Below are 23,807 nucleotides of genomic sequence, written 5' to 3'. Positions count from 1 at the left end.
TCCGTGCCGGATTAAAGTTCTATATTGTCAATAAGACGCACGTCGCCAAAATAGACGGCGGCGGCCATCAGGGCCGGATTCCGGTTCTCCTCCAGCGGCTGCATCGTCTCCGCATCCACAATCTCCAGATAATCGATGCGCGTGCCGGGCACGGCCCCAATCATGGCAGCGGCATGTTCCTTCACCGTCCGGACATCCGTTCCGGCCCGGAACTCGTCCCTGGCCTGAAGCATGGCCTTCCGTATCACCACGGCCTGCTCTTTCTGTTCCGCCGTCAGACGGGCGTTCCGGGAGGAATAGGCCAGGCCGTTCCCGTGCCTCACAATCTCCGCCCCGTGGATGTGCACCGGGAAATCCAGGTCACGCACCATGTGGCGGATAATCGCCAGCTGCTGGTAATCCTTCTTGCCGAAAATGGCGTCCGTGGGCTGCACCAGGTTGAACAACTTGGCAAGCACCGTGCAGACGCCGGAAAAATGTCCGGGGCGGGACGCCCCGCACAGCGTAGCGGATAAAAAGCTCTCCTCCACGGTAATGCTGCGCTCCCCGGAATACATCTCCTCCGGGGAGGGAGAAAACACGTAATCCACGCCCGCTCCCTCGCACACCTCCAAATCCTTTTCAGGGGTGCGGGGATAGGTCTGGAGGTCGGAGGAATTGTTGAACTGGATGGGATTGACGAAAATGCTGGCCACCACCACGCCGTCCTCCCCGGCCAGCTTGCGGGCCTGTTCCAGCAGGGCGCGGTGCCCGTCGTGAAGCGCTCCCATCGTGGGAACGAGAACCACGTGGTCATGCTTGCGGTGATGCTTGAGAAGGGCCGCCTTCAACTGGGCCTTGGTGGAAAATGTTTGCATGCGCCTAAAGTGGCCCCATGATGACAAAAGTTCAATCCTGAAATATAGCTAGAAGGTTGACGCATGCCGTTCCACATGTAAACTGGCAAAGTCAGAAGACGCTAAAAATTATGAGATTCTTCAAAACAGCATTATGTGTATCAGCTGCAATGGCATTAAGCGCCACTGCCAACGCCGAACTTAAAGTAGCAACGGTGGACGTGCAGAAACTCTTCGCCGACTACTATAAGACCCATGAAGCCCAGGCAGAAGTAGACAAGGCTGCCCAGACCGTACAGGAAACCAACAACACCCGCGCGGAAACCATCAAGAAGATGGAAGCCGACTTCAACGACATGGTCAAACAGCTTCAGGATCCCATGCTGAATGAAAAGGACAAGAAGGAGCTGGAACAGAAAGCCCAGATCAAGCGTCAGGAAGTCATCGCGCTGGAACAGGAACGCCGCGGCTTCGTGGAACGCCAGCTCAAGTCCCTTCAGGAACAGATGAAGGTGCGCTCCACCAAGATCATGGGTGAAATCACCAAGATCACGGAAGGCATCGCCACCAAGGGCAACTATGACCTCATTCTGGATAAGAGCGCCCAGGCTCTCCGTTCCAACCAGGTCTTCGTGTACACGAAGCCCAGCATGGACATCACCCCCTCCGTGATGAAGGAACTCAACAAGGACGCTCCCAAGGGCTTTGACCCCACCAAGAAAAAGACCCCGGCCGTTCCTGCCGCTCCCGCGGCCCCGGCCAACTAACCCTTGACATTACCCCCGGGAAGGCGGAATCATACTCCCATGAAGCTTACACTTGAAGCCGTGGCCGCCCTCACCGGGGGGAAAATCCTTTCTGGCGACCCCGAACTGACTGTGTTCGGGGTCGCTTCTCTTCTCGACGCATCTCATGAGGAAGCCTCCTTCCTCGGCAACGAGAAATACTTCGAAGACTTTCTTCACACCTCCGCCGGAATCGTCCTGGTGCCTCCGGCCCTGCCCGCGTACCCGGAAAACGTCGCCTTTGTGGAAGTGGACAATCCTTCCATGGCATTCAACGCCCTGGTGAAATACTTCATGGCTTCCGCCTACCGGTTCACGCCCGGCATCCATCCCACAGCTATTATCGACCCCACGGCCACCTTCAATCCGGACAAAATCCATGTGGGCGCCTATACCTGCATCGGCGCCCATTGCGTAATTGGCGACGGCACGGACATCGGCAACGGCTGCGACATCGGGGACGGCGTCACGATAGGGGAAAACTGCCGCCTGCACGCCCATGTCATCATCCGGGAACGCTGCAAGCTCGGCAGCCGGGTGACCATCCAGCCGGGGGCCGTCATCGGTTCCGACGGCTTCGGCTTCCTGATGGGAGACAACGGCCGTTACGTGGGCATTGACCAGGTGGGCATCGTGGAGCTGGGGGACGACGTGGACGTAGGAGCCAACACCACCATTGACCGTGCCAGGTTCGGCCGCACCATCGTGGGGGAAGGCACCAAGATAGACAACCTTATCCAGCTCGGCCACAACGTCGTCGTCGGCAAGCATTGCGTGATTGTCGCCCAATCCGGAATCGCCGGCAGCACCCAAGTCGGCGACTATGCAACCATCGCCGCCCAGGTCGGCATCTCCGGACACCTTAAAATCGGTTCGAAATCCGTTCTGGGAGCCAAAACGGGAGTCATCTCGGACATCCCGGAAAACGTCGCCTACTGGGGTTTCCCGGCATCTCCGTTCAAGGACGCCAGCCGCCAGTATGCCGCGCTCAAAAAGCTCCCGGCCCTCATCAAGGAAGTCCACGCTCTTAAAAGGAACCTGGAATCCCCCGGCAAGTAACGGGCTTTCCCCTCGCCGGACGCAACCAGCTCATCTGTGTCTGCAAGGCGCAGCCCTCAGGCCTGCCCCGTCCCCCAGCGGCGGTGCAGGAACCGTTCCAGCGGGGAAAACAGAATCTTGTCAGACAGCAGGCCGATCACCACGATCACGAACATGATGCCCACCACCTGGTTCATCGCGTTCAACTCCCGGCCGAAGTGCAGAAGCTGCCCCAGGCCGAAGCCGGTCAGGATGGGAACGAAAATTTCCGCCGCCATCAGGGAACGCCACGCAAAGGCCCAGCCCTGCTTCATCCCGCTCACCACAAACGGGGCGGAGGCAGGCAGCGTCACGTGAATCAGGCAATAAATGGGGCCAGCGCCCATGGTGCGCGCTGCGCGGGCATAAATGGGCGGAACGTTCCTCATGCCGTTGGCCGTCGCCAGAATCACGGACCACAGCGTCCCCATGATCACCACGAACAGCATGGCCCCCTCCGTCTGGCCGAACCACAGGGTAGCCAGCGGAACCCAGCATACGCTCGGGAGGGCCTGGAACCCCAGGGAAACGAGGCCCAGGGTATTCTGCATGAGCTGGAAGCGGGAACACAGCATGCCCAGGGGAATCCCCATCACCAGGCCTATTCCATACCCCATCACCAGCCTCTTCACAGTAATCCATGAAGCTTCCTCCAGAGATCCGTCCAGGAAGGAGGAGCATAAATACTCCCACACCTCCAGCGGAGAGGGAAACAAATAGGGCTTCCAGACCTTCTGGTCGCTCAAATACTGCCACAACCAGATCACGAGAATGAAAAACACGAGCGAGCAGGCATGGGCGCCCCACTTGGACCATTTGTTCCTGTTCATGCCATGGCTCCTTTCAAATCACGGGTGATGCGGGATGACAATTGCGCCAGATCGCGGCTGTTGATGTCCCTGGGATGGGGGAGGTCCACGAAATACTCCTCACAGACCCGGCCCGGATGCGGAGTAAACAGCACCACGCGGTCCCCCAGGCACACGGCCTCGCGCATATTGTGCGTGACGAAAACGATCGTCATGCCGCAACGGAAATGGATATCCTGAATATCCTGGTAAAGCTGTTCGCGGGTCATGGCGTCCAGGGCGGCAAAAGGCTCGTCCATCAGCAGGATGCGGGGGCTGGTAGCCAGGGCGCGGGCAAGCGCCACGCGCTGCTTCATCCCGCCGGAAAGTTCATGAATATGGGAATGCGCGCATTCCTTCAGCCCTACCAGCTCCAGATTCTTCTCCGCAATGGCGAGCCGGTCCCCCCGCGTCAGGCCGGGCGTCAGCTTCAGGCCGAACATTACGTTCCCCATCACGTCCAGCCACGGAAACAGGGCGGACTCCTGGAACATCACGGTGCGGTCCCGTCCGGGCCCCGTCACGGGAACCCCGTCCAGTTCAACCACCCCGGAAGTGGGAAACTCCAGCCCGGCGATGATATTCAGCAGGGAAGTCTTTCCGCAGCCGCTGGCCCCCACCAGGCAGACGAACTCGCCGCTCCTGATATTCAAATTGATGCCCTCCAGCGCCACCACCTTTCCGCGCCGCCCGTCAAACACCTTGCTCACGCCGGCAATGCGGAGCTTGCACCCTCCGGGGCCGCAATGTTCTTCACCCACAATCATCTTCCGGCAGCCTCCTTCACCATGGTCAACTGTTCCTCCGCCGCCTCAGGCACTACCAGGCCGCCCACGTCCGGAACCTCTTTCATGAAACCGGCCTCATGGGCGTCCCGCACAAACTGCTGGAGCTTGGGAATGGAAATCCTGTCCTTCATGACGATGCTCTTCCAGGCCTCCGCAATCAACGCCGGGTCTATCCTGGAATGGGTCAGTTCCTCCAGTTCCTTGACCACGATCGCCCGGGCCTCCTCCGGATGCTGCCTGATCCATTCATTCAGCTCTTCATGCGCCTGCACCAAGGCCTTCGCCACCTCCGGCTTCTCCTTGAGGAAATCCGCTCCGCATACCAGCACGGTAGCGATGGACTCCTTCTCGTTCACCAGCACCTTTCCCCCCGCCGTCATCACCAGGCGACTCACCCACGGCTCCACCGTCCACACGCCGTCCAGCTTGCCCTGCCGGAACAGGCTGAGCTGCTCCGGATTGGGGGTGGGCAAAATCGTCACGTCCCCGCCGCGCTGCGTCACGTGCAGGCCGCCGCGGGAAAACCAGGCGCGGGCGGAAACATCCTGCGTATTCCCCAGCTGGGGAGTGGCAATCACCTTGCCGCGGAAATCAGCAGGCTCCTTCAGGGTGGAATCCTCCGGAACCACCAGGGCGGCGCCTCCTTCCACGGCCCCGGCAATCATCCTGATATCATCCCCGCGGGAACGCACAAACGCATTGATGGCCGGGCTGGGCCCCACGTAAGCCAATTCAATGGAGCGGGCAAACACGGCCTCCATGGCGCTGGGGCCGGCATTGTATACGTACCAGTTGATCCTGACATCCTTTCCGGTGGCCTCCTTCAGCCGTTCCTCAAACCACCCCTTCCCCTGCCGGGAAAAATGGTGTGCCACCAGGCCCTGCACATGCGTCACGTTGGGAAAATGGCCGAAGTTCAATTCAATGACGTTCGGATCGTCCTTCTCCTTCTTTCCGCAGGAAACAGCCAGCAGGCAGAAAAACAGGGCCGGTAAAATCGTCAGGAATCTGGAATGGGACATAATCAAAAGGAATGAGTTACTGGGGCACAGCCATTTTTCCGCGCCCTTTCAGGCACCGACTAGCAGAAGAAGCCGCCCGCGGCAAGAATCCGATGGCAACAACTTTGTCACAATGTGGACAGCAGGAATGCCCATTTTGTTGAAAAACAATCCCGGTTCCGGACCTGAACCGGGCTTTATTGACAAAGCCGTCTATTCCCGTTACAAAAGGCTCCATTCCCAACCCGCCATGCAGTACCCCTCCAACCAGCCCCATTCCGGAGCATGGCTGGGCCTTCCTCCGGATGAGGAACGCCCGGTGGGCCAGGGTGCCAGGTACCGCTGCATTCTCCTGATGCTCCTGTACTGGGCTCTTCTTTCCGCCGTTCCACAGGGCGCGGACCGCTACGCTGAAATAGGCACCGTCCTCCCCGCCTGGATGGGAGCGCTGGAACTGACGCCTTTCCTGCTGGTGCCCGCTTTCCTGTTCCTGGCGGTGCGTACGGGCGCCCAATGGAGGGCCCTGATGATCGCCGTTTATGCGGGACTGCTCCTGAACCTGCTGATGAACCTGGCGCTTCCCGCGGGAGCCATGTGGGGCGACCTCCCCGCAGCCGGCTCCTACGGCACGCTTGTCTGGCCCGGCGGGGACCACCGGGAATGGCTGGTCACGCTGCCCCGTTTCCCGCAGCTATGGGCTCTCGTCATCTACGTCTTCCTCTCCGGCAACGGAGCTCCGCCCCTGCTCCGCCTGCTGACCCTGGCCTGGTGGTTCCTGCTCTGCGTGGCCCCCGTGAACACGGGCATGGTGGGGTATGCGGACATCCTGGGTCCGCTGGTCATCATAGCCCTCGTCCTCGGCTGCATGCACCTGGCGGAAAAACGCGCCTCCCGGCAAACCAGGAACTGAAAAAAGCCGGGGCGGCCATTCCACGGAGGAAACAGCCGCCCCAGGATCAACGGGCATCGCCCCGCGGAAGACTGCCGCATGCGCCAGCCCCCGGCGGAACCCGTTACTTCCAGATCACTTCAAAAACATTCACGGAGCTTCCCTTCTTCCCGGTCAGGCCGAGGGCCTTCACCGGCTTCTTGACGGACTTCAGGCTGAACGTATTCACCTTCCTGCCCTTGGCCAGATTGCCCACGGGAACCCACCGTCCGTCGGCCCCGCAGGCCAGCACGGAAGCTTCCTTACCGTCGGACAGGACAATGGCGGAATTCGCACGGGGGGAATCACAGGGAATCTCCACCTTCTCCGGAGACAGCTCCACCGGGAGGAACGTAGCCAGGTTGAAATCCCCGGCGGCTCCGTTGTCGGCAGACTTTCCTCCCTTGTTGGCAAGATTCAGCTTGAACTCTTCCAGGGTCACCTCCTGTGGGGAGGATCCGGCGTTCAACAGCCTGATGCCTTTGATCACGCCGCCAATCTCCGCGGAACCGTCCGCCTTCAACGGAACCTCCGTCCAGGACTTTCCGTCCATGGAAATGTACAATTTGGCCCACTTCATGTCCGGCGTCTTCAAATTGACGGAGGCGGACTCCACGGATGCTCCCGCCGGAATTTGAAGCCCCAGGGACTTCTTCGGCGGCAGGGGATGCACCTCCATGATGCGCTTCAGGGAAATATCCTTGTCCCCGGCTTCAACCACAGCAGTCTTGAACGCCGGAGCGTCCGTCAGCACGGAAGGAGCGGCGGGGGCATTCACCTTGAAATCACGGATGGCCGTCCACACGTCGGACTTCCCGCCCGGAACACCCTGCGCCGTAGCACGGTAGCGTACAAAACGGCCCTTCTTGCCATTTCCCTGGTACTCCACGCGAAGCCCGCTGGACTCCGGCATCAGGGGCGACCAGGACTGCCCGTCCATGGATACCTCAAGCTGGCCCTTGTTCACGGCATCCGTATCGGAATCATTGCGGCCCATCACGATGGAAACGGTGCGTATCTCCCGCGGAGCGCCCAGGTCCACGCCGAAAAAGTCGCCCTTCTTCTGGACCTCCTTGCAATAATAGAAGGACTCGGGATCGTCATCCAGCATCTTCTCGATCCCTCCCTTGGACTTGGTGGAAACATAAGGCTTCACACGGCCAACGGCCTGTCCGCTCACACGGGAAAGCACGGGGGTGGACCCCATGTCCAGCAGCTCCCGCACGGCAGGGGCCATCACCAGTTCGGACGGCTTGACGGCGGTCTGCCACGGGGAATTTTTCTTGGTCACCTCCGTCACGTGCTTGTTGATGGCCTTGCTGATCTCCTTGCTGTAACGCTGCATCTCGGCAAGCAGGCAGGCGGCCTCCATGGCGTAATTCAGCGCTCCGGAGGCATTTCCCGCCTCCGTGGCCTCAATCATCTGCATGCTGTTCATTCCAGCTTTCCCCAGGGACTCGAACTGGATGAGCCACGGCTCTACCTCTGCGACGAAAGCGGGATTGTTCGATTTCGCCCGGATCATGTCCGGAGCCTGGGCCATCTTCGCAAACTCGGCCTTCAGGCGGTCAAACGCCTTGCTTTCAGACACCTTGGCGCCGCGGCGGCACAATTCCAGCACCTGCTCCACCACGGGGGCAATCTCTACGGACTCCTCCTTGCGGTAATTGTGCCCGCTGGGCCCCCCGTCGCTGTTATGGTCGGCAAACGTCTGCATGGCGGAGGCACAGCCGGGGAACAAAATCCGGATGCTGTCCTTCCATGTCTTGTCGGAATCATAGGCCTTGGCATTCCAGGTCATGTTAGCCACGCTGAACAGGGAAATCTTGGAGGCCTCCGGCTTGTCCATCGGATTGGAAGCAAACCCCTGCATGAACGGCATCGCGTCCGCATCCACGCCATAGGTGCGCCCCAGGAACAGGGCGTGGCGCACGTAATCCGTCACCGGGAAATTCCACCAGATGAACGCCGGCCGCTGCAAATACTTGTTGATCCCCTTCAAGGCCGGGGTCCGGATATCGCTCACGATGCTGGACCCGGTCCACATGATGCCGATGTCCTTGTCCAGATGTTCCCCCATCACCTCGTGGTAGCGGCCACCTCCGCCGGAATACGCCGTGGGGCACACGATCAGCGGAGTCACGTCTGGCTTCTTGTGGATAAACTCCTTGTTCAGGTAATTCAGGAACTCCACCTGGCCTTCCGGTTTGGCGCCCTCCCCGCCGATGTCGTCAAAAAACACGGCAAAGGAGCGGAACCCCAGGTCATACATCATCTCAAACTTCTTCACGGCGGCTTTCCGGTCCGCCTCCCCCCAGTGAATGTCCGCTCCGGGGTGCACCGCCCAGACAAAATTCACCTTGTTCTGCTTCGCGACCTTCACCAGCTCTTTCAGGTCCTTCGCCATGTCCGCGGGATACGGCTCGCGCCAACGCTTGGAAAAACCGTGGAACACGTCGTCCTTCGGGCCGTAGATGTAAGTATTCATCTTGTACTTCCCGTAAAACTTGAACTGGCTGATGCGTCCTTCCTGCCCCCAGGGCAGGCCGTAAAAGCCTTCAATGGTGCCGCGGAAGGGAACGTCCGGCCAGTCCAGAACCTCCACCACAGGCACCGTTACGCCGGAAGGAGTCTTCTCCGCCAGTTGAAGCAGCGTCTGGGCCGCGTAAAACAGGCCTTCGTCGTCATAGCCCGTCATCCGGATGCCCTGCTGCGTGACGCTCAGGGAATAAGCCCCGGCCTTCTGCGGAACATTCCCGGAGGCCTTTTTGCTTCCCTTGATGATGGACATCTGCACGGGCAGCCCGTTCGGAGCGATGGAAAACATGCTCTTCAGCGCATTCACGGTAGGTTCGTCCCGCGCTCCCGACAGCTTCAGGGCCGGAACCGTCACGGAACCGCCGCTCCTGGTCATCTTCTGCGGGATGGGATACACCGGCATCTTGGCCGTTTTTTTGGCGCGGGAGGCCGCAGGCGCGGAGGAAGAGGCCGGAGAAGAGGACTGGGCGAACACCGGAAGGGCAAGGCCGGCTCCCAGCGCCGTAACCGCCATCATGGATCGGAAGGAAATCAAGTTCATATGTGCAAAAGTAAAAAGCCTGTACAGGACAAGTCCACGAAACTACGGACCAATCGCCCCACTTCTAACAGGGCGCTCCCCGTATGTCAAATTACTTCGCCCCATTCGGGAAGTTGCCTCTTCCGGGGATAAGTCATTCAGGAATCCGGTTGTTCCCGCAAACACCGCCGGATTCCCAACCCGGCTCTCCGTTTCCCTCCTTCATGCCCGGTTCCACATCGCGACGGCCGCCGCTGGAGGAGCAGCTCCCGGGACGGGAAAAGCGGGAATGTGCTAAAACACGGGAACGACCGGGCAGACAGCCGGGGACGGCACGCCATCAAGAGTTGCAAAAGAACGGCCTCCCCTATTCTTCACGATTGAAGAATCCGGAAATATCGAAATAGACGACCAGCTCCTTGCCTTTTTTCGTCCTGATCGTGACCAGGTCATAATACTTGCCTCCTTCCTTGACGAGCGCCTGCTTGAGCTTTTCGTAATTTCCGTACTTCTTCTTGAGCCATTTCCGTTCGGCAGGAACGCCATCCATCGAACTTTTCGCTCCGGCAATCACGACGGCCTTCTCAAAGCTGGAGCCGTCTCCGCCCTGATAGGTAATGCGGGTGGCCGCTTCTCTTTTTTCCAGCCGCTCGGGCATGGCCGGCTCTGCGGTTTTGGCAGCGGCGCACAGGCCAGGAAACAACGCAATCAATAACAGGGGTAGCAAGGGTTTCATCCTATTGGATAGATAAGAAATATTCATTCCCTTGTAAAGCTTTCTTTTTGAAGCAGGAACATCCATCATTACATCCCGGCGGCCGGAACACGGGGAGGGCTGACAGGGCAGTCCTGAGCAATCACTCCCAAGCTTACAGCCACGCCGCTACTTCTTCCAACGCCTCCACACGGGCTGTGGCGAGAGTCGGGACATCTTCCGCGGAAAAAAGGAAATTCCGCCCCACTCCGGCGGCAAGCGCAGCGCGAATGTCTCGCTCCCGGTCACCCACGGACACGCAAGCCGCCATATCCAGTCCATGGGCGGCGGCGGCTTTCAAAAACAGGCCGGGATTCGGCTTCCGGTCAGGATGGCCGTCATCCACGCTGGGACAGTGGAACACATCCGCTATCTCCGCTCCGGCGGCGCTGAACGCGCCTTTCATATGCTCCGTCAGCCGGGTGAAATCCCCTTCCGTAAACATGCCGCGGCCTATGCCGGACTGGTTGGTCACCACCAGCACCAGATACCCCTTCTCCTTCGCCCGGCGGCAAAGGTCCAGAATACCGGGAACCAGCTGAAAATCCTCAATGCGGTGCACGTAGCCGCCGTCCACATTGACCACGCCGTCCCGGTCCAGAAACAGAGCCTTAGCTGCCATACATTTCCTGCTCAACCAGCTCGCAGACCAGATGGCCCACGGCAATGTGCATCTCCTGGATATTGTTCGTGGCATCGGAAGGAACGGCAATGCAGAAATCCGCCACGGTTTTCATCTCCCCGCCGCCCTGGCCCGTCAGGGCCACGGTCCTGACGCCCATGCGGCGCGCCAGCTCCATCGCCAGGACGATGTTCTGGCTATTGCCACTCGTGGAAAGCCCCACCAACAGGTCACCGGAACGGCCTAATCCCTGCAATTGCCTGGAAAAGACCGTTTCATACCCGTAATCATTCCCTACGGCGGTCAGGATGGAGGTATCCACCGTCAGGGCCAGCGCATTCATGGCGGGACGGTTCAGCTTGTAGCGGCCCACCAGCTCGGCGGCCAGGTGCTGGGAATCCGCGGCGGAGCCTCCGTTGCCGCAGAACATGATCTTGTTCCCGGCCTTGAGGGTATCCGCGCAGACGCGGGCGACCTGTTCAATCTCTCCGGCCATGGCGGCCAGAGCCTTGAAATTATCCGCTATTCCTAAAATCTGATTCCTGATGTACTCGCTCATTCCGGACTGTTCTTCATGCGGTTGATGATATTGGTGGAGGAAAAGCCCTCCAGGCGGGGAAGCTCAAGAGCCTGTCCCCCGTAAGATGTGACGTACTGCCCTTCCGGCCAGCGTTCCAGAGGATAGCCCTCCTTGGCGATCACGTCCGGGCGCAACTTCTCAATCAACGGCAGCGCCGTATCCTCGTCAAACGGCACCACGTAATCGATAAAATCCAGGGAGGCCAGCAGCAGGGAACGCATCTCCTCATTATTGATCGGCCTGTCCTCTCCCTTCAACCGCTTGATGGAGGCGTCCGTATTCAGCCCCACGAAAAGCACGTCGCACGCTTCCCGCGCCTTCATGAAGGAATGCAGGTGCCCCAGGTGCAGCAGGTCAAAACAACCGTTTGTAAACCCCACCACCTTCTTCTCCCGTCGGAAACGCTCCGCCAGCTCCGCCGCGGCTTCCGGCGTCAGAATATTGTTCCGGTGATGCCAGGAGGATGCCTTGAGGGCCTTCTCCTCCAGCGCCTTCTTCAGCTCCGCTCCGGTCACGCTGGCCGTTCCGAACTTGCCCACCACGATTCCGGCGGCCACGTTGGACACCACCAGGGCCTCCGGCACCGTAGCTCCGGCCGCCAGCGCCGCGCCCAGGCTGGCGAGGGAGGTATCCCCCGCTCCGGACACGTCAAAAACCTCACGGGCCTCCGTGGGAATGCAGACAAAATCGGAAGGATTGGAGGAAGGAATGAAAATCATGCCGTGCTCGCTCAGGGTGACGAGCAAATTCTCAATGCCGAACTCGGAAAACAGCCGTTGCGCCCCTGCGATGGCATCCCTTTCCCAGCCTGTCGCGGAAGGATTCAGCGTCACCCCGGTCGCCTCCTGGAACTCCTTCATATTGGGCTTCACCAGCGTGGCCCCCTTGTAACGGGAGTAATCCGAACCCTTCGGATCCACAATCACGGACTTGCCCGCCGCACGGCACCGGGCGATCACGTCAGGGGTTGTCTGCCCGTCAAACAGCCCTTTCCCGTAATCGGACAAAAGAACAAGGTCGGCCTCCGGCAGGCAGGCGTCCACCCGTTCCAGAAAACGGGAGGCCAGCTCCGGAACCATCCGCAGCGGCTGTTCCTGGTCCGCCCTCAGCAAATGGTGCTTCCCCGCCACAAAACGGACCTTCACGGTCGTCTCATACCCTTCGCACTCCAGCAGCTCCGGAACGCAGCACGTCTCTTCCAGAAAACGCCTTACCTGCCGTCCATGGCCGTCATTCCCCACCACGCTGACGAAGGTGGTGCGGCATCCCAGTGCGCACAGGTTGGTCACCACGTTGCCCGCGCCGCCCAGCATGCGCGTCTCCCGGTCCATCTTCATGATGGGAACCGGAGCCTCCGGGGAAATCCGGCTGACGCTCCCGTACAGAAACTTGTCCAGCATTACGTCACCGATGCAGAGAATCCGCACGCGGGGAAATCCGTCAATCAATGTATGCAGCCGATTCATGGGAGACGTTCCTTTCTACCATGCCCCATACCGTAAGGCAAGGACAGTTGAAGCCCGTTCCGGAGCCGGAAAACGGCGCAAGACAGGCTGTCCCCTCCGCCCCGGGCGCCGGAACCCTTCTTTCAGAGGCAAAAAATGGGTCAGCCATGATAAAAATCTTGACCTGTAAGCAGGAAAGCACTACGTATTGTCTCCCGTTCCCGGACGAATAGAAAAAGGAAAACAAATCATGCGTGAAGTTACCGTAAGAAAAGGTGAACCTATCGACCGCGCTCTTAAGCGCCTCAAAACAAAACTGGATGTTGAAGGCATTCTGGATGAAATGCGCCGCCGCCGCGCCTTTGAAACCCCGATGGACGAACGCCGCCGCAAGGCCCGTTCCGCCAGCAAGCGCAACAAGGTAAAATGGCGTTACAGCAACAAGAGCGAAGAAGCCGCTCCCGAAACCGCTGAAGCTCCCGCTTCCGCTCCTGAAGCTTAAATCAGTATTGGTTCGGGAATAGAACCCATTTCAATGAGGGCAACCCTTTCTCAAGGTTTGCCCTTTTTGCTTCCCTCAGCACATGAATCAGTCCGCCCAGCTCTTCTCCCGCGCGCGCGCCGTCATCCCCGGCGGCGTCAACTCCCCCGTCAGAGCCTTCCGCAACGTGGACGGCGACCCTTTCTTTGTCCAATCCGCCAAGGGAGCCTACATCACTGACGCGGACGGACGCCAGCTCATTGACTACATCGGCACCTGGGGCCCGGCCATTCTGGGCCATGCTCCGCAGACCGTTCTAAATGCCGTCCATGCCGCCGTGGACAGGGGGCTGGGCTACGGCATCCCCGCGCCGGCGGAGGTGGACATGGCGGAAATGATTACGGGCATGGTGCCCTCCGTGGAAAAAGTGCGCATGGTCAACTCCGGAACGGAAGCGACCATGTCCGCCATCAGGCTGGCGCGCGGCTACACCGGACGCCGCAAAATCATCAAATTCATCGGCTGCTACCACGGCCATGTGGACTCCCTGCTGGTGGCGGCGGGCTCCGGGGCGCTCACCTTCGGAGAACCGGACAGCGCAGGCGTACCCAGGGAAATGACCCAGCTCACCATTACGGTGCCCTACAATGACCGGGAAGCGGTGAAAAAAGCCTTTGAGCTCCACGGGAACGACATTGCGGCCGTCATCCTAGAGCCCTTCCCGGCCAACGCAGGGCTTTACTTCCCGCAGAACGATTTTCTCCATTTTCTGCGGGAAATCACGCTCCGGCACGATTCCCTGCTCATCTTTGACGAAGTCATGACGGGCTTCCGCGTCGCGCCCGGCGGCGTGCAGCAGCTTCACGGCATCACGCCGGACCTCACCTGCATGGGGAAGGTCATCGGCGGCGGCCTCCCCGTGGGGGCCTTTGGAGGCCGTGCGGAAATCATGGACTGCCTCTCCCCGATCGGCCCCGTGTACCAGGCGGGCACCCTCTCCGGCAACCCCGTCGCCATGGCGGCGGGCCTTGCCCAGCTCCGGGAGCTCCTGGACGGAAACGCCTACGACCGCCTGGAACAGCTCGGCGCACGCCTGGAGGAAGGCATCAGGGAAGCTCTCCGGAAACACGGAAAAAACTACACCTTCCACCGCGCAGGCTCCATGTTCTGCCTCTTCTTCACGGAGCAGGAAGTCTATGACCTGGACTCCGCGCAAAAAGCCTCCAAGGAACTCTTCAAACCCTTCTTCTGGAACATGCTGGAACAGGGCGTCTACTTTGCCCCCTCCCCGTATGAAACGGGCTTCATCTCTACGGCCCATACGGAAGAAGACATTGACCGTACGGTGGAAGCAGTCCATGTCAGCCTCTCCAAACTGGGATAATGCCCCTTATTTGAAGTGACAGGCCACTTTCCTTCCCCTATAAGGATGCCATGAGACAAATGACAGGGTCCATGCTGCTTCTGTCCGCAGCAGCCGTCGCAGCCGCCCCCCTGGCGGATGCGGAGGAAAGGACGATCCAGCTCACGGAAGCGGAAAAACAGGAAATCCAAGCGGCAAATGAAAAGCTGCTGGGACTTACCCTCCGCTTCCTGCACGACTCCTGGCCCCTGGAAATCATGTTCGCCGGAGAGGCTCAACAGGAATTCCACTCCATCCTCCAGTGCTACCGGATGCTGGAGCAATTCCGGGAGACTGGCAACCTCATGCTTCAGGCTCCGGACCGCAACACGCCCCTGCACCTCTGCATTGCCCTGGGATTGAATCAACTGGCCATCCGGATGATAGAAGCGGGCGCTCCCGTCAACGCCCAATCCATCTTCATGCATGACGGCACTAAGGAACCGGGAGACACCCCCCTCACCTGGGCCTGCCTCTCGGGCCTTTACATGAACTCCACGGCGGAAGACAGGCTGCCGCTGGTGCAGTCCCTGCTCAAGCACGGGGCCGACCCGGACCAGCCGGGACCGTGGGGCGTCACCCCGTTCATGTACTCCGCCGCCCTCAATGACTCTGATCCGGGACAGGAAAAAATAGCCCTGGCCCTGCTGGACGCCGGTTCTCCGGACCTCAAGCGCAGGTTAAACGCCCAGGCGCGCGGAGTCGGCTTCCTCAGCCTTTCCCCTGCCATTTACGAACGGCTCATCAAGGCAGGCTGCGACGTCAACGAACGCTTCTTTGAAAGCAAGCAGTCCCCCCTGCATCTGGTCTGCACCAAGGAAAAACCGGCGGAACGCCTCATCCCCCTCATTGAACTTCTCATCAAGGCGGGAGCGGACCCCAACCAGCCGGACGTGGACGGCCTGACGCCGCTGATGGCCTGCAACTCTCCTGAGATAGCCGTTTGCCTCATGGACAACGGCGCCAATCCCGCCCTTCGCAACGATGACGGCCAGACCGCCTATGACTTCCACATGAAAAACGGGTATCCCCCCATTGCGGAAGCCATTAAAGACTGGCAGGCCAAACAGAAAAAAGCACCGCGTACCGAGTAACGCCATCTTCCTTTCCAGTGAAAGCGGAAAAAGGGGTCTGGCCGTTCCCGTCCGCCACGGGTCTTTCAAGCGAGCCGCAGCAGAGCCTTGGCCTGCCCGTTCCAGGATTCATCCCCGGACCTCTCCCGTACAAAAGAGACTTTACGCAAGCCGCCTCTTCCGGTCTTTAAACACGCCCGGCATGCTCCTTCCGGAAATGCCGGAAGCCCGGAACAGCCAGGTTTCCGGAGCCATGGAGCAAACATTTTCCTCTGGCGGAACATGAAAAAGCCGCCCCCCGGACGGGGAGGCGGCTTTGAAAACCCCAGGAGGGAAGATTATTCTTCCGCTTCAATGCCTTCACCGATCATCTTGAGATCTTCCGGCATCTTGCCTGTTGTGAAATAGCCTTCGATTTCCTCCAGGGAACGGCCCTTGGTTTCAGGCAGGAAGAAGGTCACCGTAATGAAGTACAGCACCGTAATGCCGCCCAGCGTAAAGAACACGCCGGAATAGCCGCAGCTTCCCACCCACGGAAGGAAGGAACCGGCAATGATCGTGGAAACAAGCTGGTTGATCAGCAGCGCAATCGCCATGCCGTTGGAACGGATGCGGGCGGGCATCAGTTCGGACAGGGCCAGCCAGACGCACACGCCGGGGCCGGTGGCATAAAACGCGATGAAGATGATGAAGAAGGCGGTCACGCCCCAGCCCATGGAGGTATCCGGCTTCTCGCCCAGTTCCGCCTTCAGGATGGAAACGGGCTTCATGGCATAGCCGTCCTTGCCGTTCACCACCATCTTGTTGGTGGAATCCGGAACGGCCTTGATCACGGCCAGGGAAGCCTTGTCCTCTTCCTTCTTGATATCCTTGGCATCCTTGGTCAGCTCGGAAAATTCCACCACGGAAAGCTGGGTGGAAGAACCCATCAGGAACTGGTACCAGGCGGGATTGGCTTCCGGCTGGTCATAGGTGATGATGAGCTGCATCCTGTTGATGTCCTTGTCGCCCATGCCGTTCTTGGCAAGCAGGTTCTTGACGAAGGGGGAATCGGGCGTGCGTTCCAGCTGCAGCGTGCGGATGGAGCCTACGTCCTTGCCCTGGTCAAACTCCTTCTGGACGGAAGGGCTCTGGGCGGCCAGCAGGGCGGCCACGTCCGTGGTCACGTCCTTGCGGGCTTTTTCCACATTATTGAACAGGAACCCGGTGCCGAGCAGACCCACCACAATGCCGGCAGTGCCGATCTTGAGCAGGAACTTGCGGCCCTTGCGGTCCACCAGGATCATGGCGACGATGGTCATCAAGCAGTTCACCACCTTGATGGTGAAGTCCGCCCAGTTGGCGGTGGTGCCTTCCAGGCCGGCCTGCTGGAACACTTTCACAGAGTAATTCAGCACGGAGTTGATACCCGTGGCCTGCGTAAACGCCAGGACGAGGACCGCCAGAACAAAGGGATACACATACTTGCGCTGAAGAAGGGATTCACCGGAAGAACTCTGCTTCTTAAGCTCTTCAGCCTTCTGCTTCTCTTCCTCTTCAATGTGGACCATTTCATCAAACACCTCCTTGGCGCGCACATCTCCATAACTGCGCACCAGCACGGCCATGGCTTCATCCTTGCGGCCGCGGCGGAACAGGTAGCGGGGGGATTCGCTCAAACGGAAGGAACCGAAAAACAGGAAAAGGCCGGGAACGGCGCAAACCCAGAAAATGGCCTGCCACGCAAAAATCTTGGCGGAAGTCAGCGTTTCCTCGCTCGCGCCGGAATTTTCCACGCCGCCCACATAACTGGCGGCAAGCAGACCGACTACGGCGGCGAACACCAGGCCCACCGTCAGCAGGAACTGGAACATCCCCGTCCCTTTGCCACGGGATTCCGCGCTCAAACACTCAGCCAGGTACAGGGGAACCACCACGCCTACAATACCGGCGCTGGCGCCCTGGAGAATACGGCCCAGCAGCATGATGCCGAACACTTCCTGGGACAGGCAGATCACGGGAATACTCACCGTGAACAGGGCGGCGGCTACGGTAATCAACGCCTTGCGTCCCAACTTGTCCGCCAGATACCCGGCAAACAGGGAAGAAAGCACGCTGCCGAACAGCACGGCCGCCACCACCTGGGAAAGCTGGGAAGGATTGAAACCAGCCGTCTGCTCAATGTAGGGGAGCGCCGCAGCAATCACGCCGACGTCCACACCGTAGAGCAGGCCGCCCAAACCGGCCATGATGAGGAGGTAGCGCATGTATCGCCTGGCCGCATCCGGAACGGCGGCCTTCATGTTTTCTTGGTCTGTCATGGTCGTTGCATTCTAGTAAATTGGCTTTTCTCCGCAACCAAAAAAGAGACGCTTCCGGGACAAAAACAACTTTCCTCCCCTCAAATGCGCCCAAATGGTAAAAATATCACAAAAGAAACAACTAGGAAGCCGTACAGGAAAGGAAGATCGTTTAAAATGACTCCAAAAACACCTCCTGCCATTTTCCCCGCATCTTCATGAAAAAACAGCCGCAAAAGAAAAAAACGCGGGCGCCTTCCCTCCGGCCCCGTGAACCATTCAGCTGAAAAAAGAGCGGTGCGACGCGTCCCATTCAGACCGGGCATAAAAAACCTCCCGCCCTGTCCATCCGGCCCTCTTCCGGAAACGGATGCCGTCCCTACTGGGGGTTCTTCGCGGAAGAATCTATCCCCAGCCGCTTTTCAATCAGGTTCACGGACAGCTCCGCGCACAGGCGCAATTCGTTGTCGGCGTCATGGGTGAAAGCCTTTAGCGCGGACAGGGAAGCCTCCGAACCGATTTCCCCAAGAATACGGGCGGCGGAACGTTTCAGCACAAAATCGTCCGACTCGTTCATCAGCCGGATAATGTCGGCTTCCCCGGTGGGACCGACGGCCTTGCACTCGTCCTCCCACTTCTGGGGATCCTTTTTCCATTCATCCAGAAGCAGCGCAAAGCTCTTCTTCTCCGGACCGTGCAGCAAAAACCTGACCAGAGAGGCAGGAATCTCACAGTCCGCCTTCTTCAACTCCGTAGCCACATAGTAAACCACGCGCTGCGCCTCCGCGTTATCCGGCTCCGCCCACACGACGAGGGCGGAAGCCAAAGCGGTCACATACTCCGCATCACGCCCCCACGGCTCCCGGAGAAGCTCCACCAGCTTGGCGGAAACTTCATGGCGCATCTTGTCTGGCTTCACGGAAGCCAGGCGCTTTGCCGCGGCAATCACGCGCCGGATGTCCAGACAGGACAATTCCTTCAAATTGGCCAGTACGAAATACTGGTGGCGTTCATCCTGCAACGCGGCGGAAGCCGGGCGCGCTTCAAACTTGTCCCGGTTCAGAACCACTTCCACAAAGAAACGCTCCTTGTCCTGCAAAGTCACGTTCCCCATCTTGGCCGCCACGTTCACAAACTCCTTAAATGTGATGGGAGTAGGAGTAATAACGAACAAGCCGCCGCCCGTGCCTTTGCGGTCATAAAAAATCGGCTCGTCCTCAGACTGGGCCATCCTCTTCAAATACGCCTTCACCATGTCCCGGTTGGCCGCATTCACCCCGACCACCCACACGCCCAGAACACCCTGGGCCTCTTTCCGGTCAATGGCGGCAAACAGGGGCTTCAAATCCCCTTCCCCGTAATTCTGAACGGAAGCGTTCTGTTCGGCCAGTTGTTCCAGGCTCATGCTGGTAAAGCCGGAGACGCCTTCCTCCTCCTCAGCCTGGGCGACCGCATCCTTCCCGCCGAGCAGGGAGGGATTCAGTTTGACCGGATACACGAAAGGCAGGGAGGCAATGCCCCCCGCCACCAGAAAGCCCAGCAAAATGAAAACAATCTTGTGCCTGCGTCCGGCGCAGGCCATCAAGCCCCCCGCAAGACAGGCGAAAAACAGGGCGAACGCCTTTTGCTGGGGCTGCTGCAGCATGGAAAGGAAAAAGGTCCCGTCCATCTCGGAAGAGGCATTGTAAAAAAGCCAGACGCAGCCGGCGGCGATGACCAGGGAGGCGCAAAGGCACATCAGTTGAATCAGCCCCGTTTCCATCAAGGCGCTCTGAATGGCCTCCCGGCGGTCTTTGGGGGTATGCACGGTAACGGCCTTCTTCGCCCTGGCAAAAGGCTTCTTGGGGATCAGCTTTTCCCTGTCGCAAAGAAACTCATGGCCGCATTTGCTGCAATTCACCATGGAACCCTCCGCAGCGGAAGGAACATTGATATGTCGTTTGCACTGTGGACAATTCAGATTCACCGGAGTTCAATATGCACGTTTTTGATTCTTTTGCAATACCTGTCTTTCAAACTTTCCTTTCGCCGGTTATTCTGCATAAATTTTCAAGGATGTCCCATTGAACTCCAGTTCAGCCGCTTTCCCGAACCATCCCGTTCCACCTCTTTTTTCCTGAACTTTAAATTTAACCTAGGTATCTTACATTTAAAATATTCTATAACTGACAACCATTCCTCAGAACCTTGAACACAAGACGAAGCGGCCGACAACATTTTTTCCTAGTAAAAGACTGGGGATTTTTTAGCCAACCTTCATCAGAAATCCACATTCCCAAACATTCCTATACATAAATTATTTAAATTTTATAACCGGGGCCTTCCGGGAAAAGATAAAAAACTCTCTTTATCCGCCGTATTCCTCCCCATGTCATTCCGAGTGAACACGCTTGCAGAGAAGGAAATTTGGTAGTAGAATTTTCGCCATGTCATTGCAGCCTGCCGAACGCCGAGATTTCATCCGCGATATGATTTCTGATGACCTTGCCTCCGGCAAGCATCAGGCACCGGTAACCCGCTTCCCCCCGGAACCCAATGGTTACCTCCATATCGGACATGCCAAATCCATCTGCCTCAATTTCGGTATCGCCCAGGAATTTCCGGGCGCGCGCTGCCACCTGCGCTTTGACGACACCAATCCCAGCAAGGAAGACCAGGAATATGTGGACAGCATCCAGGAAGACATCCGCTGGCTGGGCTTCGACTGGGGGGACAATCTCTTTTTTGCCAGCAACATGTTCGATTTCTTTTACGAATGCGCCGTCGCCCTCATCAACAAGGGACTGGCCTACGTGGACGAACAGACGGTGGAGGAAATACGCGCCCAGCGCGGCAACGTGAACGTGCCCGGCCAGGAATCCCCCTACCGGAACCGTTCCGTGGAAGAAAACCTGGCACGCTTTCAGGCCATGAAAAACGGGGAAATCCCGGAAGGAAAAGCCATTCTGCGCGCCAAAATAGACATGGCCTCCAGCAACATGAACATGAGGGACCCCGTGCTGTACCGCATCATGTTCGCGGAACACCACAACACGGGCGGCACATGGTGCATCTATCCCATGTACGACTTCGCCCACCCGCTGGAGGATGCCTACGAGCACATCACCCACTCCCTCTGCACGCTGGAATTTGAAAACCACCGTCCCCTGTACGACTGGGTGATTGAAAACTGCCCCGTGCCGGCACGCCCGCGCCAGACGGAATTCGCCCGCCTCAACCTCACCTACACCGTCATGAGCAAGCGCAAGCTGCTCCAGCTGGTGCAGGAAGGGCACGTCAGCGGCTGGGACGACCCCCGGATGCCCACCGTCTCCGGCATGCGCCGCCGCGGCTACACGCCCGCCGCCATCCGCAACTTCTGCCAGACCATAGGCATCACCAAATTCAACGGCTTCACGGACGTGGCCCTGCTGGAATACAGCGTAAGGGAAGACCTGAACGCCAACGCTCCGCGCCGCATGGCCGTGCTCAATCCCCTCAAGGTAACCATCACCACTCCGCCGGAAGGCGCGGAGGAAATGGCGGAAGTGCTGAACAATCCGGAAAAACCGGAGGAAGGAACCCGCCGTCTTCCCATCACCCGGGAAGTCTGGATTGAACAGGACGACTTCATGCTGGACCCGCCCAAGAAATACTTCCGACTGGCTCCCGGCCGCACAGTGCGCCTCCGCGGCGGCTACTGCATCACCTGTACGGACTACCGGCAGGATGCGGACGGAAACATCACGGAAATCTTCTGCGAGCATATCCCCGGCACCATCGGCTCCAACCCTCCGGAAGGAATCCAGTGCCGGGCGGCCATCCACTGGGTAAGCACCAGGGACGCCGTGGACGGTGAAATCCGCATCTACGACCGCCTCTTCACGGAAGAAAACCCGGATGCCGCGGAAGAAGGCTTCCTCTCCGTCATGAATCCCGGCTCCCTGACCGTCATCACGAACGCCAAGCTGGAACCATCCCTAGCTGAAGCGGAACCTGAATTCCGCTGCCAGTTTGAACGCCTCGGCTACTTTGTGGCGGACCGCAGGGACCATGTACCGGGCAAACGCGCCGTCTTCAACCGCACCGTGGCCCTTAAGGACTCCTGGGCCAAAAAGCAAAAATAACCTCCTCTCCTTTCATCCCCTTTATGGACAACCAACTTCAATTCTGCACCGTTGACGAAGCCGTGGAAGAAATACGGCAGGGACGGATGATCATCGTTACGGACGACCCCGGTCGTGAAAACGAGGCTGACCTCATCATTGCCGCCGAATTCGCTACGACGGAAGCCATCAACTTCATGGTCACCCACGCCAGGGGCCTCGTCTGCGCCCCGCTTTCCCCGGAACGGGCGGACGCCCTCCAGCTCCCGCTCATGACCTCCGTCAACCGGGAAAACATGTCCACCGCCTTCACCGTCTCCGTGGATGCGGCCCATGACATCACCACGGGCATCAGCGCCGCGGAACGCGCCCTGACCATCCGCACGCTGGCGGACCCCAAGGCCACCGTCAATGACTTTGTGCAGCCAGGCCATACCTTCCCTCTCCGAGCCGTTCCCGGCGGGGTGCTGCGCCGCGCCGGCCATACGGAAGCCACCATCGACCTCGTGCGCATGGCGGGCCTCCAGCCTGCCGGCGTCTGCTGTGAAATCATGAAGGAAGACGGCACCATGGCCCGCACCGGCGACCTGGGCGGCTTCCAGAAAAAACATGGCCTGAAAGCCTGCACCGTGGCCCAGCTTATCGAATACCGCCGGGCCAAGGAAAAGCAGATACGCCTGGTGGAAACCGTCAAGATGCCCACGGACTACGGCGACTTCATTTGCCACCTCTATGAATCCCATCTGGACGGAGCCCTTCACCTGGCCCTGGTGCACGGGGAAATCTCCCCGGACAAGCCCACGCTGGTGCGCGTGCACAGCGAATGCCTTACGGGGGACGTCTTCGGCTCCCGCCGGTGCGACTGCGGCAGCCAGCTCCACACCGCCATGCGCCGCATTGCGCAGGAAGGCGGCGTGCTCCTCTACCTGCGCCAGGAAGGCCGCGGCATCGGCCTGGCGGCAAAACTCAAGGCCTACAAGCTCCAGGAACAGGGGCTGGACACTGTGGAAGCCAACCTCAAGCTCGGCTACCCGGACGACCTTCGCGACTACGGCATCGGCGCCCAGATTCTGCATGACCTGGGAGCGGACCAATTGCGCCTGCTCACCAACAACCCCCGGAAAATCGTGGGGCTGGAAGGCTTCGGCATTAAAATCACGGAACAGGTTCCCCTCGTCATCCCCCCCAACGAACAAAACAGCAAATACCTGGCTACCAAAAAATGCAAGCTGGGCCACATCCTGTAAACTCCCACTCCATCCCATCCCTCCATGTCCACGGAACTTCCACGCCGCCAGCGCGCCACGGGCACGCGCGCCAAAATCTGCATCGTCGCCTCGGAATACAATGAGCAATACACCCAGGCCCTGGTAGACAACTGCTCGGAAGAACTGGAAGCCGTGCTCCCCGCAGTCCGGCTGGAAATCATCCGCGTACCGGGAGCCTTTGAAATCCCGGTCACCATCAAATCCGTCCTCTCCCGCTCTCCGGAAAAACGCCCGGACGCCGTGGTGGCCCTGGGAGTCATCCTGCGCGGCAGCACGGACCACGCGGACCTCATCGGGTCCACCATCACGCAGGCCCTGATGCGGCTCGCGCTGGAATTCACCACGCCCGTCATTCATGAAGTCCTTCTCCTGAACGATGAAAAGCAGGCCTTTGCCCGCTGCATCGCCTCCCAGCTCAACCGCGGCCGGGAAGCGGCCCGCACCGCAGCCCGCATGGCGGAACTCTTCCTCAACTCCCTCTCCCGGCAATAAGGCAC

General features: G+C 59.2%; 20 protein-coding genes. 9 read left to right on the top strand and 11 right to left on the bottom strand.

All coding sequences use genetic code 11. The features are described 5' to 3' along the window. Positions 1–11: 11 nt before the first annotated feature. Complete coding sequence (gene panC, locus P8A25_RS02615) at positions 12–857, bottom strand: pantoate--beta-alanine ligase (protein ID WP_215442446.1); 846 nt, start codon at positions 855–857, stop codon at positions 12–14. 149 nt (positions 858–1,006) lie between these two features. Here panC and P8A25_RS02610 point away from each other — a divergent pair, with 149 nt between their 5' ends. After that, positions 1,007–1,603, top strand: coding sequence for an OmpH family outer membrane protein (locus P8A25_RS02610; RefSeq protein WP_022396542.1), 597 nt, complete (start codon positions 1,007–1,009; stop codon positions 1,601–1,603). 39 nt (positions 1,604–1,642) lie between these two features. Continuing rightward, positions 1,643–2,680 carry a UDP-3-O-(3-hydroxymyristoyl)glucosamine N-acyltransferase gene (gene lpxD, locus P8A25_RS02605; protein ID WP_102721935.1) on the top strand — a complete coding sequence of 346 codons (1,038 nt, stop codon included), beginning with the start codon at positions 1,643–1,645 and terminating at the stop codon, positions 2,678–2,680. A gap of 56 nt (positions 2,681–2,736) precedes the next feature. Here the strand turns inward: lpxD and P8A25_RS02600 are convergent, their stop codons facing one another. The 3 genes from P8A25_RS02600 to P8A25_RS02590 are packed head-to-tail and all read right to left on the bottom strand — an operon-like array spanning position 2,737 to position 5,356. Beyond that, positions 2,737–3,528: an ABC transporter permease gene (locus P8A25_RS02600; protein ID WP_022396540.1), complete on the bottom strand. Its 792-nt coding sequence runs from the start codon at positions 3,526–3,528 to the stop codon at positions 2,737–2,739. After that, on the bottom strand, positions 3,525–4,313 hold the full coding sequence (locus tag P8A25_RS02595) for an ABC transporter ATP-binding protein (protein WP_215442445.1): 789 nt from the start codon (positions 4,311–4,313) through the stop codon (positions 3,525–3,527). The genes P8A25_RS02600 and P8A25_RS02595 overlap by 4 nt, the downstream gene beginning before the upstream one ends. After that, the gene (locus P8A25_RS02590) at positions 4,310–5,356 is read right to left on the bottom strand and encodes an ABC transporter substrate-binding protein (protein ID WP_215442444.1); all 1,047 of its coding nucleotides are present in this window, start codon (positions 5,354–5,356) and stop codon (positions 4,310–4,312) included. Before P8A25_RS02590 ends, P8A25_RS02595 begins: the two co-directional genes overlap by 4 nt. Before the next feature lie 229 nt (positions 5,357–5,585). On the opposite strand from P8A25_RS02590, the gene P8A25_RS02585 reads away from it, so the two are divergent. Next, positions 5,586–6,245, top strand: coding sequence for a hypothetical protein (locus tag P8A25_RS02585; RefSeq protein ID WP_146021364.1), 660 nt, complete (start codon positions 5,586–5,588; stop codon positions 6,243–6,245). 103 nt (positions 6,246–6,348) lie between these two features. Here P8A25_RS02585 and P8A25_RS02580 read toward each other — a convergent pair whose 3' ends face one another. From P8A25_RS02580 to P8A25_RS02560, 5 genes are all read right to left on the bottom strand, one after another. Next, complete coding sequence (locus P8A25_RS02580; protein WP_215442443.1) at positions 6,349–9,318, bottom strand: beta-N-acetylglucosaminidase domain-containing protein; 2,970 nt, start codon at positions 9,316–9,318, stop codon at positions 6,349–6,351. Positions 9,319–9,688: 370 nt separating this feature from the next. After that, positions 9,689–10,057: a hypothetical protein gene (locus P8A25_RS02575; RefSeq protein WP_022396535.1), complete on the bottom strand. Its 369-nt coding sequence runs from the start codon at positions 10,055–10,057 to the stop codon at positions 9,689–9,691. A 133-nt stretch (positions 10,058–10,190) separates the two neighbouring features. Further along, complete coding sequence (locus P8A25_RS02570) at positions 10,191–10,697, bottom strand: HAD-IIIA family hydrolase (RefSeq protein WP_022396534.1); 507 nt, start codon at positions 10,695–10,697, stop codon at positions 10,191–10,193. Beyond that, the gene (gmhA, locus tag P8A25_RS02565) at positions 10,687–11,256 is read right to left on the bottom strand and encodes a D-sedoheptulose 7-phosphate isomerase (RefSeq protein ID WP_102721941.1); all 570 of its coding nucleotides are present in this window, start codon (positions 11,254–11,256) and stop codon (positions 10,687–10,689) included. Before gmhA ends, P8A25_RS02570 begins: the two co-directional genes overlap by 11 nt. Next, positions 11,253–12,743 (bottom strand): bifunctional heptose 7-phosphate kinase/heptose 1-phosphate adenyltransferase, encoded by a 1,491-nt coding sequence (locus P8A25_RS02560; RefSeq protein WP_215442442.1) that lies wholly within the window; start codon positions 12,741–12,743, stop codon positions 11,253–11,255. The genes gmhA and P8A25_RS02560 overlap by 4 nt, the downstream gene beginning before the upstream one ends. Positions 12,744–12,972: 229 nt before the next feature. Here P8A25_RS02560 and rpsU point away from each other — a divergent pair, with 229 nt between their 5' ends. The 3 genes from rpsU (at position 12,973) to P8A25_RS02545 (ending at position 15,699) form a co-directional block, all read left to right on the top strand. Further along, positions 12,973–13,224: a 30S ribosomal protein S21 gene (rpsU, locus tag P8A25_RS02555; protein WP_022396531.1), complete on the top strand. Its 252-nt coding sequence runs from the start codon at positions 12,973–12,975 to the stop codon at positions 13,222–13,224. Between the two features lie 82 nt (positions 13,225–13,306). Next, a complete protein-coding gene (gene hemL / locus P8A25_RS02550) occupies positions 13,307–14,587 on the top strand; it encodes a glutamate-1-semialdehyde 2,1-aminomutase (RefSeq protein WP_102721943.1) in 1,281 nt (426 codons plus the stop codon). A gap of 50 nt (positions 14,588–14,637) precedes the next feature. Beyond that, on the top strand, positions 14,638–15,699 hold the full coding sequence (locus tag P8A25_RS02545; protein ID WP_146017867.1) for an ankyrin repeat domain-containing protein: 1,062 nt from the start codon (positions 14,638–14,640) through the stop codon (positions 15,697–15,699). Between the two features lie 317 nt (positions 15,700–16,016). On the opposite strand, the gene P8A25_RS02540 is transcribed toward P8A25_RS02545, so the two are convergent. Both P8A25_RS02540 and P8A25_RS02535 read right to left on the bottom strand, forming a co-directional pair. Continuing rightward, the gene (locus P8A25_RS02540) at positions 16,017–17,978 is read right to left on the bottom strand and encodes an MFS transporter (RefSeq protein WP_022396528.1); all 1,962 of its coding nucleotides are present in this window, start codon (positions 17,976–17,978) and stop codon (positions 16,017–16,019) included. A 358-nt stretch (positions 17,979–18,336) separates the two neighbouring features. Then, positions 18,337–19,860 carry a hypothetical protein gene (locus P8A25_RS02535; RefSeq protein WP_102730050.1) on the bottom strand — a complete coding sequence of 508 codons (1,524 nt, stop codon included), beginning with the start codon at positions 19,858–19,860 and terminating at the stop codon, positions 18,337–18,339. A 523-nt stretch (positions 19,861–20,383) separates the two neighbouring features. Between P8A25_RS02535 and P8A25_RS02530 the strand changes: the two genes are divergently transcribed. Genes P8A25_RS02530 through ribH form a run of 3 tightly spaced genes read left to right on the top strand, consistent with a single transcriptional unit; the run spans position 20,384 to position 23,802 of the window. Beyond that, the gene (locus tag P8A25_RS02530) at positions 20,384–22,063 is read left to right on the top strand and encodes a glutamine--tRNA ligase/YqeY domain fusion protein (protein ID WP_215442441.1); all 1,680 of its coding nucleotides are present in this window, start codon (positions 20,384–20,386) and stop codon (positions 22,061–22,063) included. A gap of 23 nt (positions 22,064–22,086) precedes the next feature. Beyond that, positions 22,087–23,289: a bifunctional 3,4-dihydroxy-2-butanone-4-phosphate synthase/GTP cyclohydrolase II gene (locus P8A25_RS02525; RefSeq protein WP_102721947.1), complete on the top strand. Its 1,203-nt coding sequence runs from the start codon at positions 22,087–22,089 to the stop codon at positions 23,287–23,289. A gap of 24 nt (positions 23,290–23,313) precedes the next feature. After that, positions 23,314–23,802 (top strand): 6,7-dimethyl-8-ribityllumazine synthase, encoded by a 489-nt coding sequence (gene ribH / locus P8A25_RS02520; RefSeq protein ID WP_022396524.1) that lies wholly within the window; start codon positions 23,314–23,316, stop codon positions 23,800–23,802. The last annotated feature ends 5 nt before the right edge of the window (positions 23,803–23,807 follow it).

Source organism: Akkermansia sp. BCRC 18949, from assembly GCF_045011645.1.
Taxonomy (GTDB): domain Bacteria; phylum Verrucomicrobiota; class Verrucomicrobiia; order Verrucomicrobiales; family Akkermansiaceae; genus Akkermansia; species Akkermansia massiliensis.
This window is presented reverse-complemented; position numbering and strand designations above follow the sequence as displayed.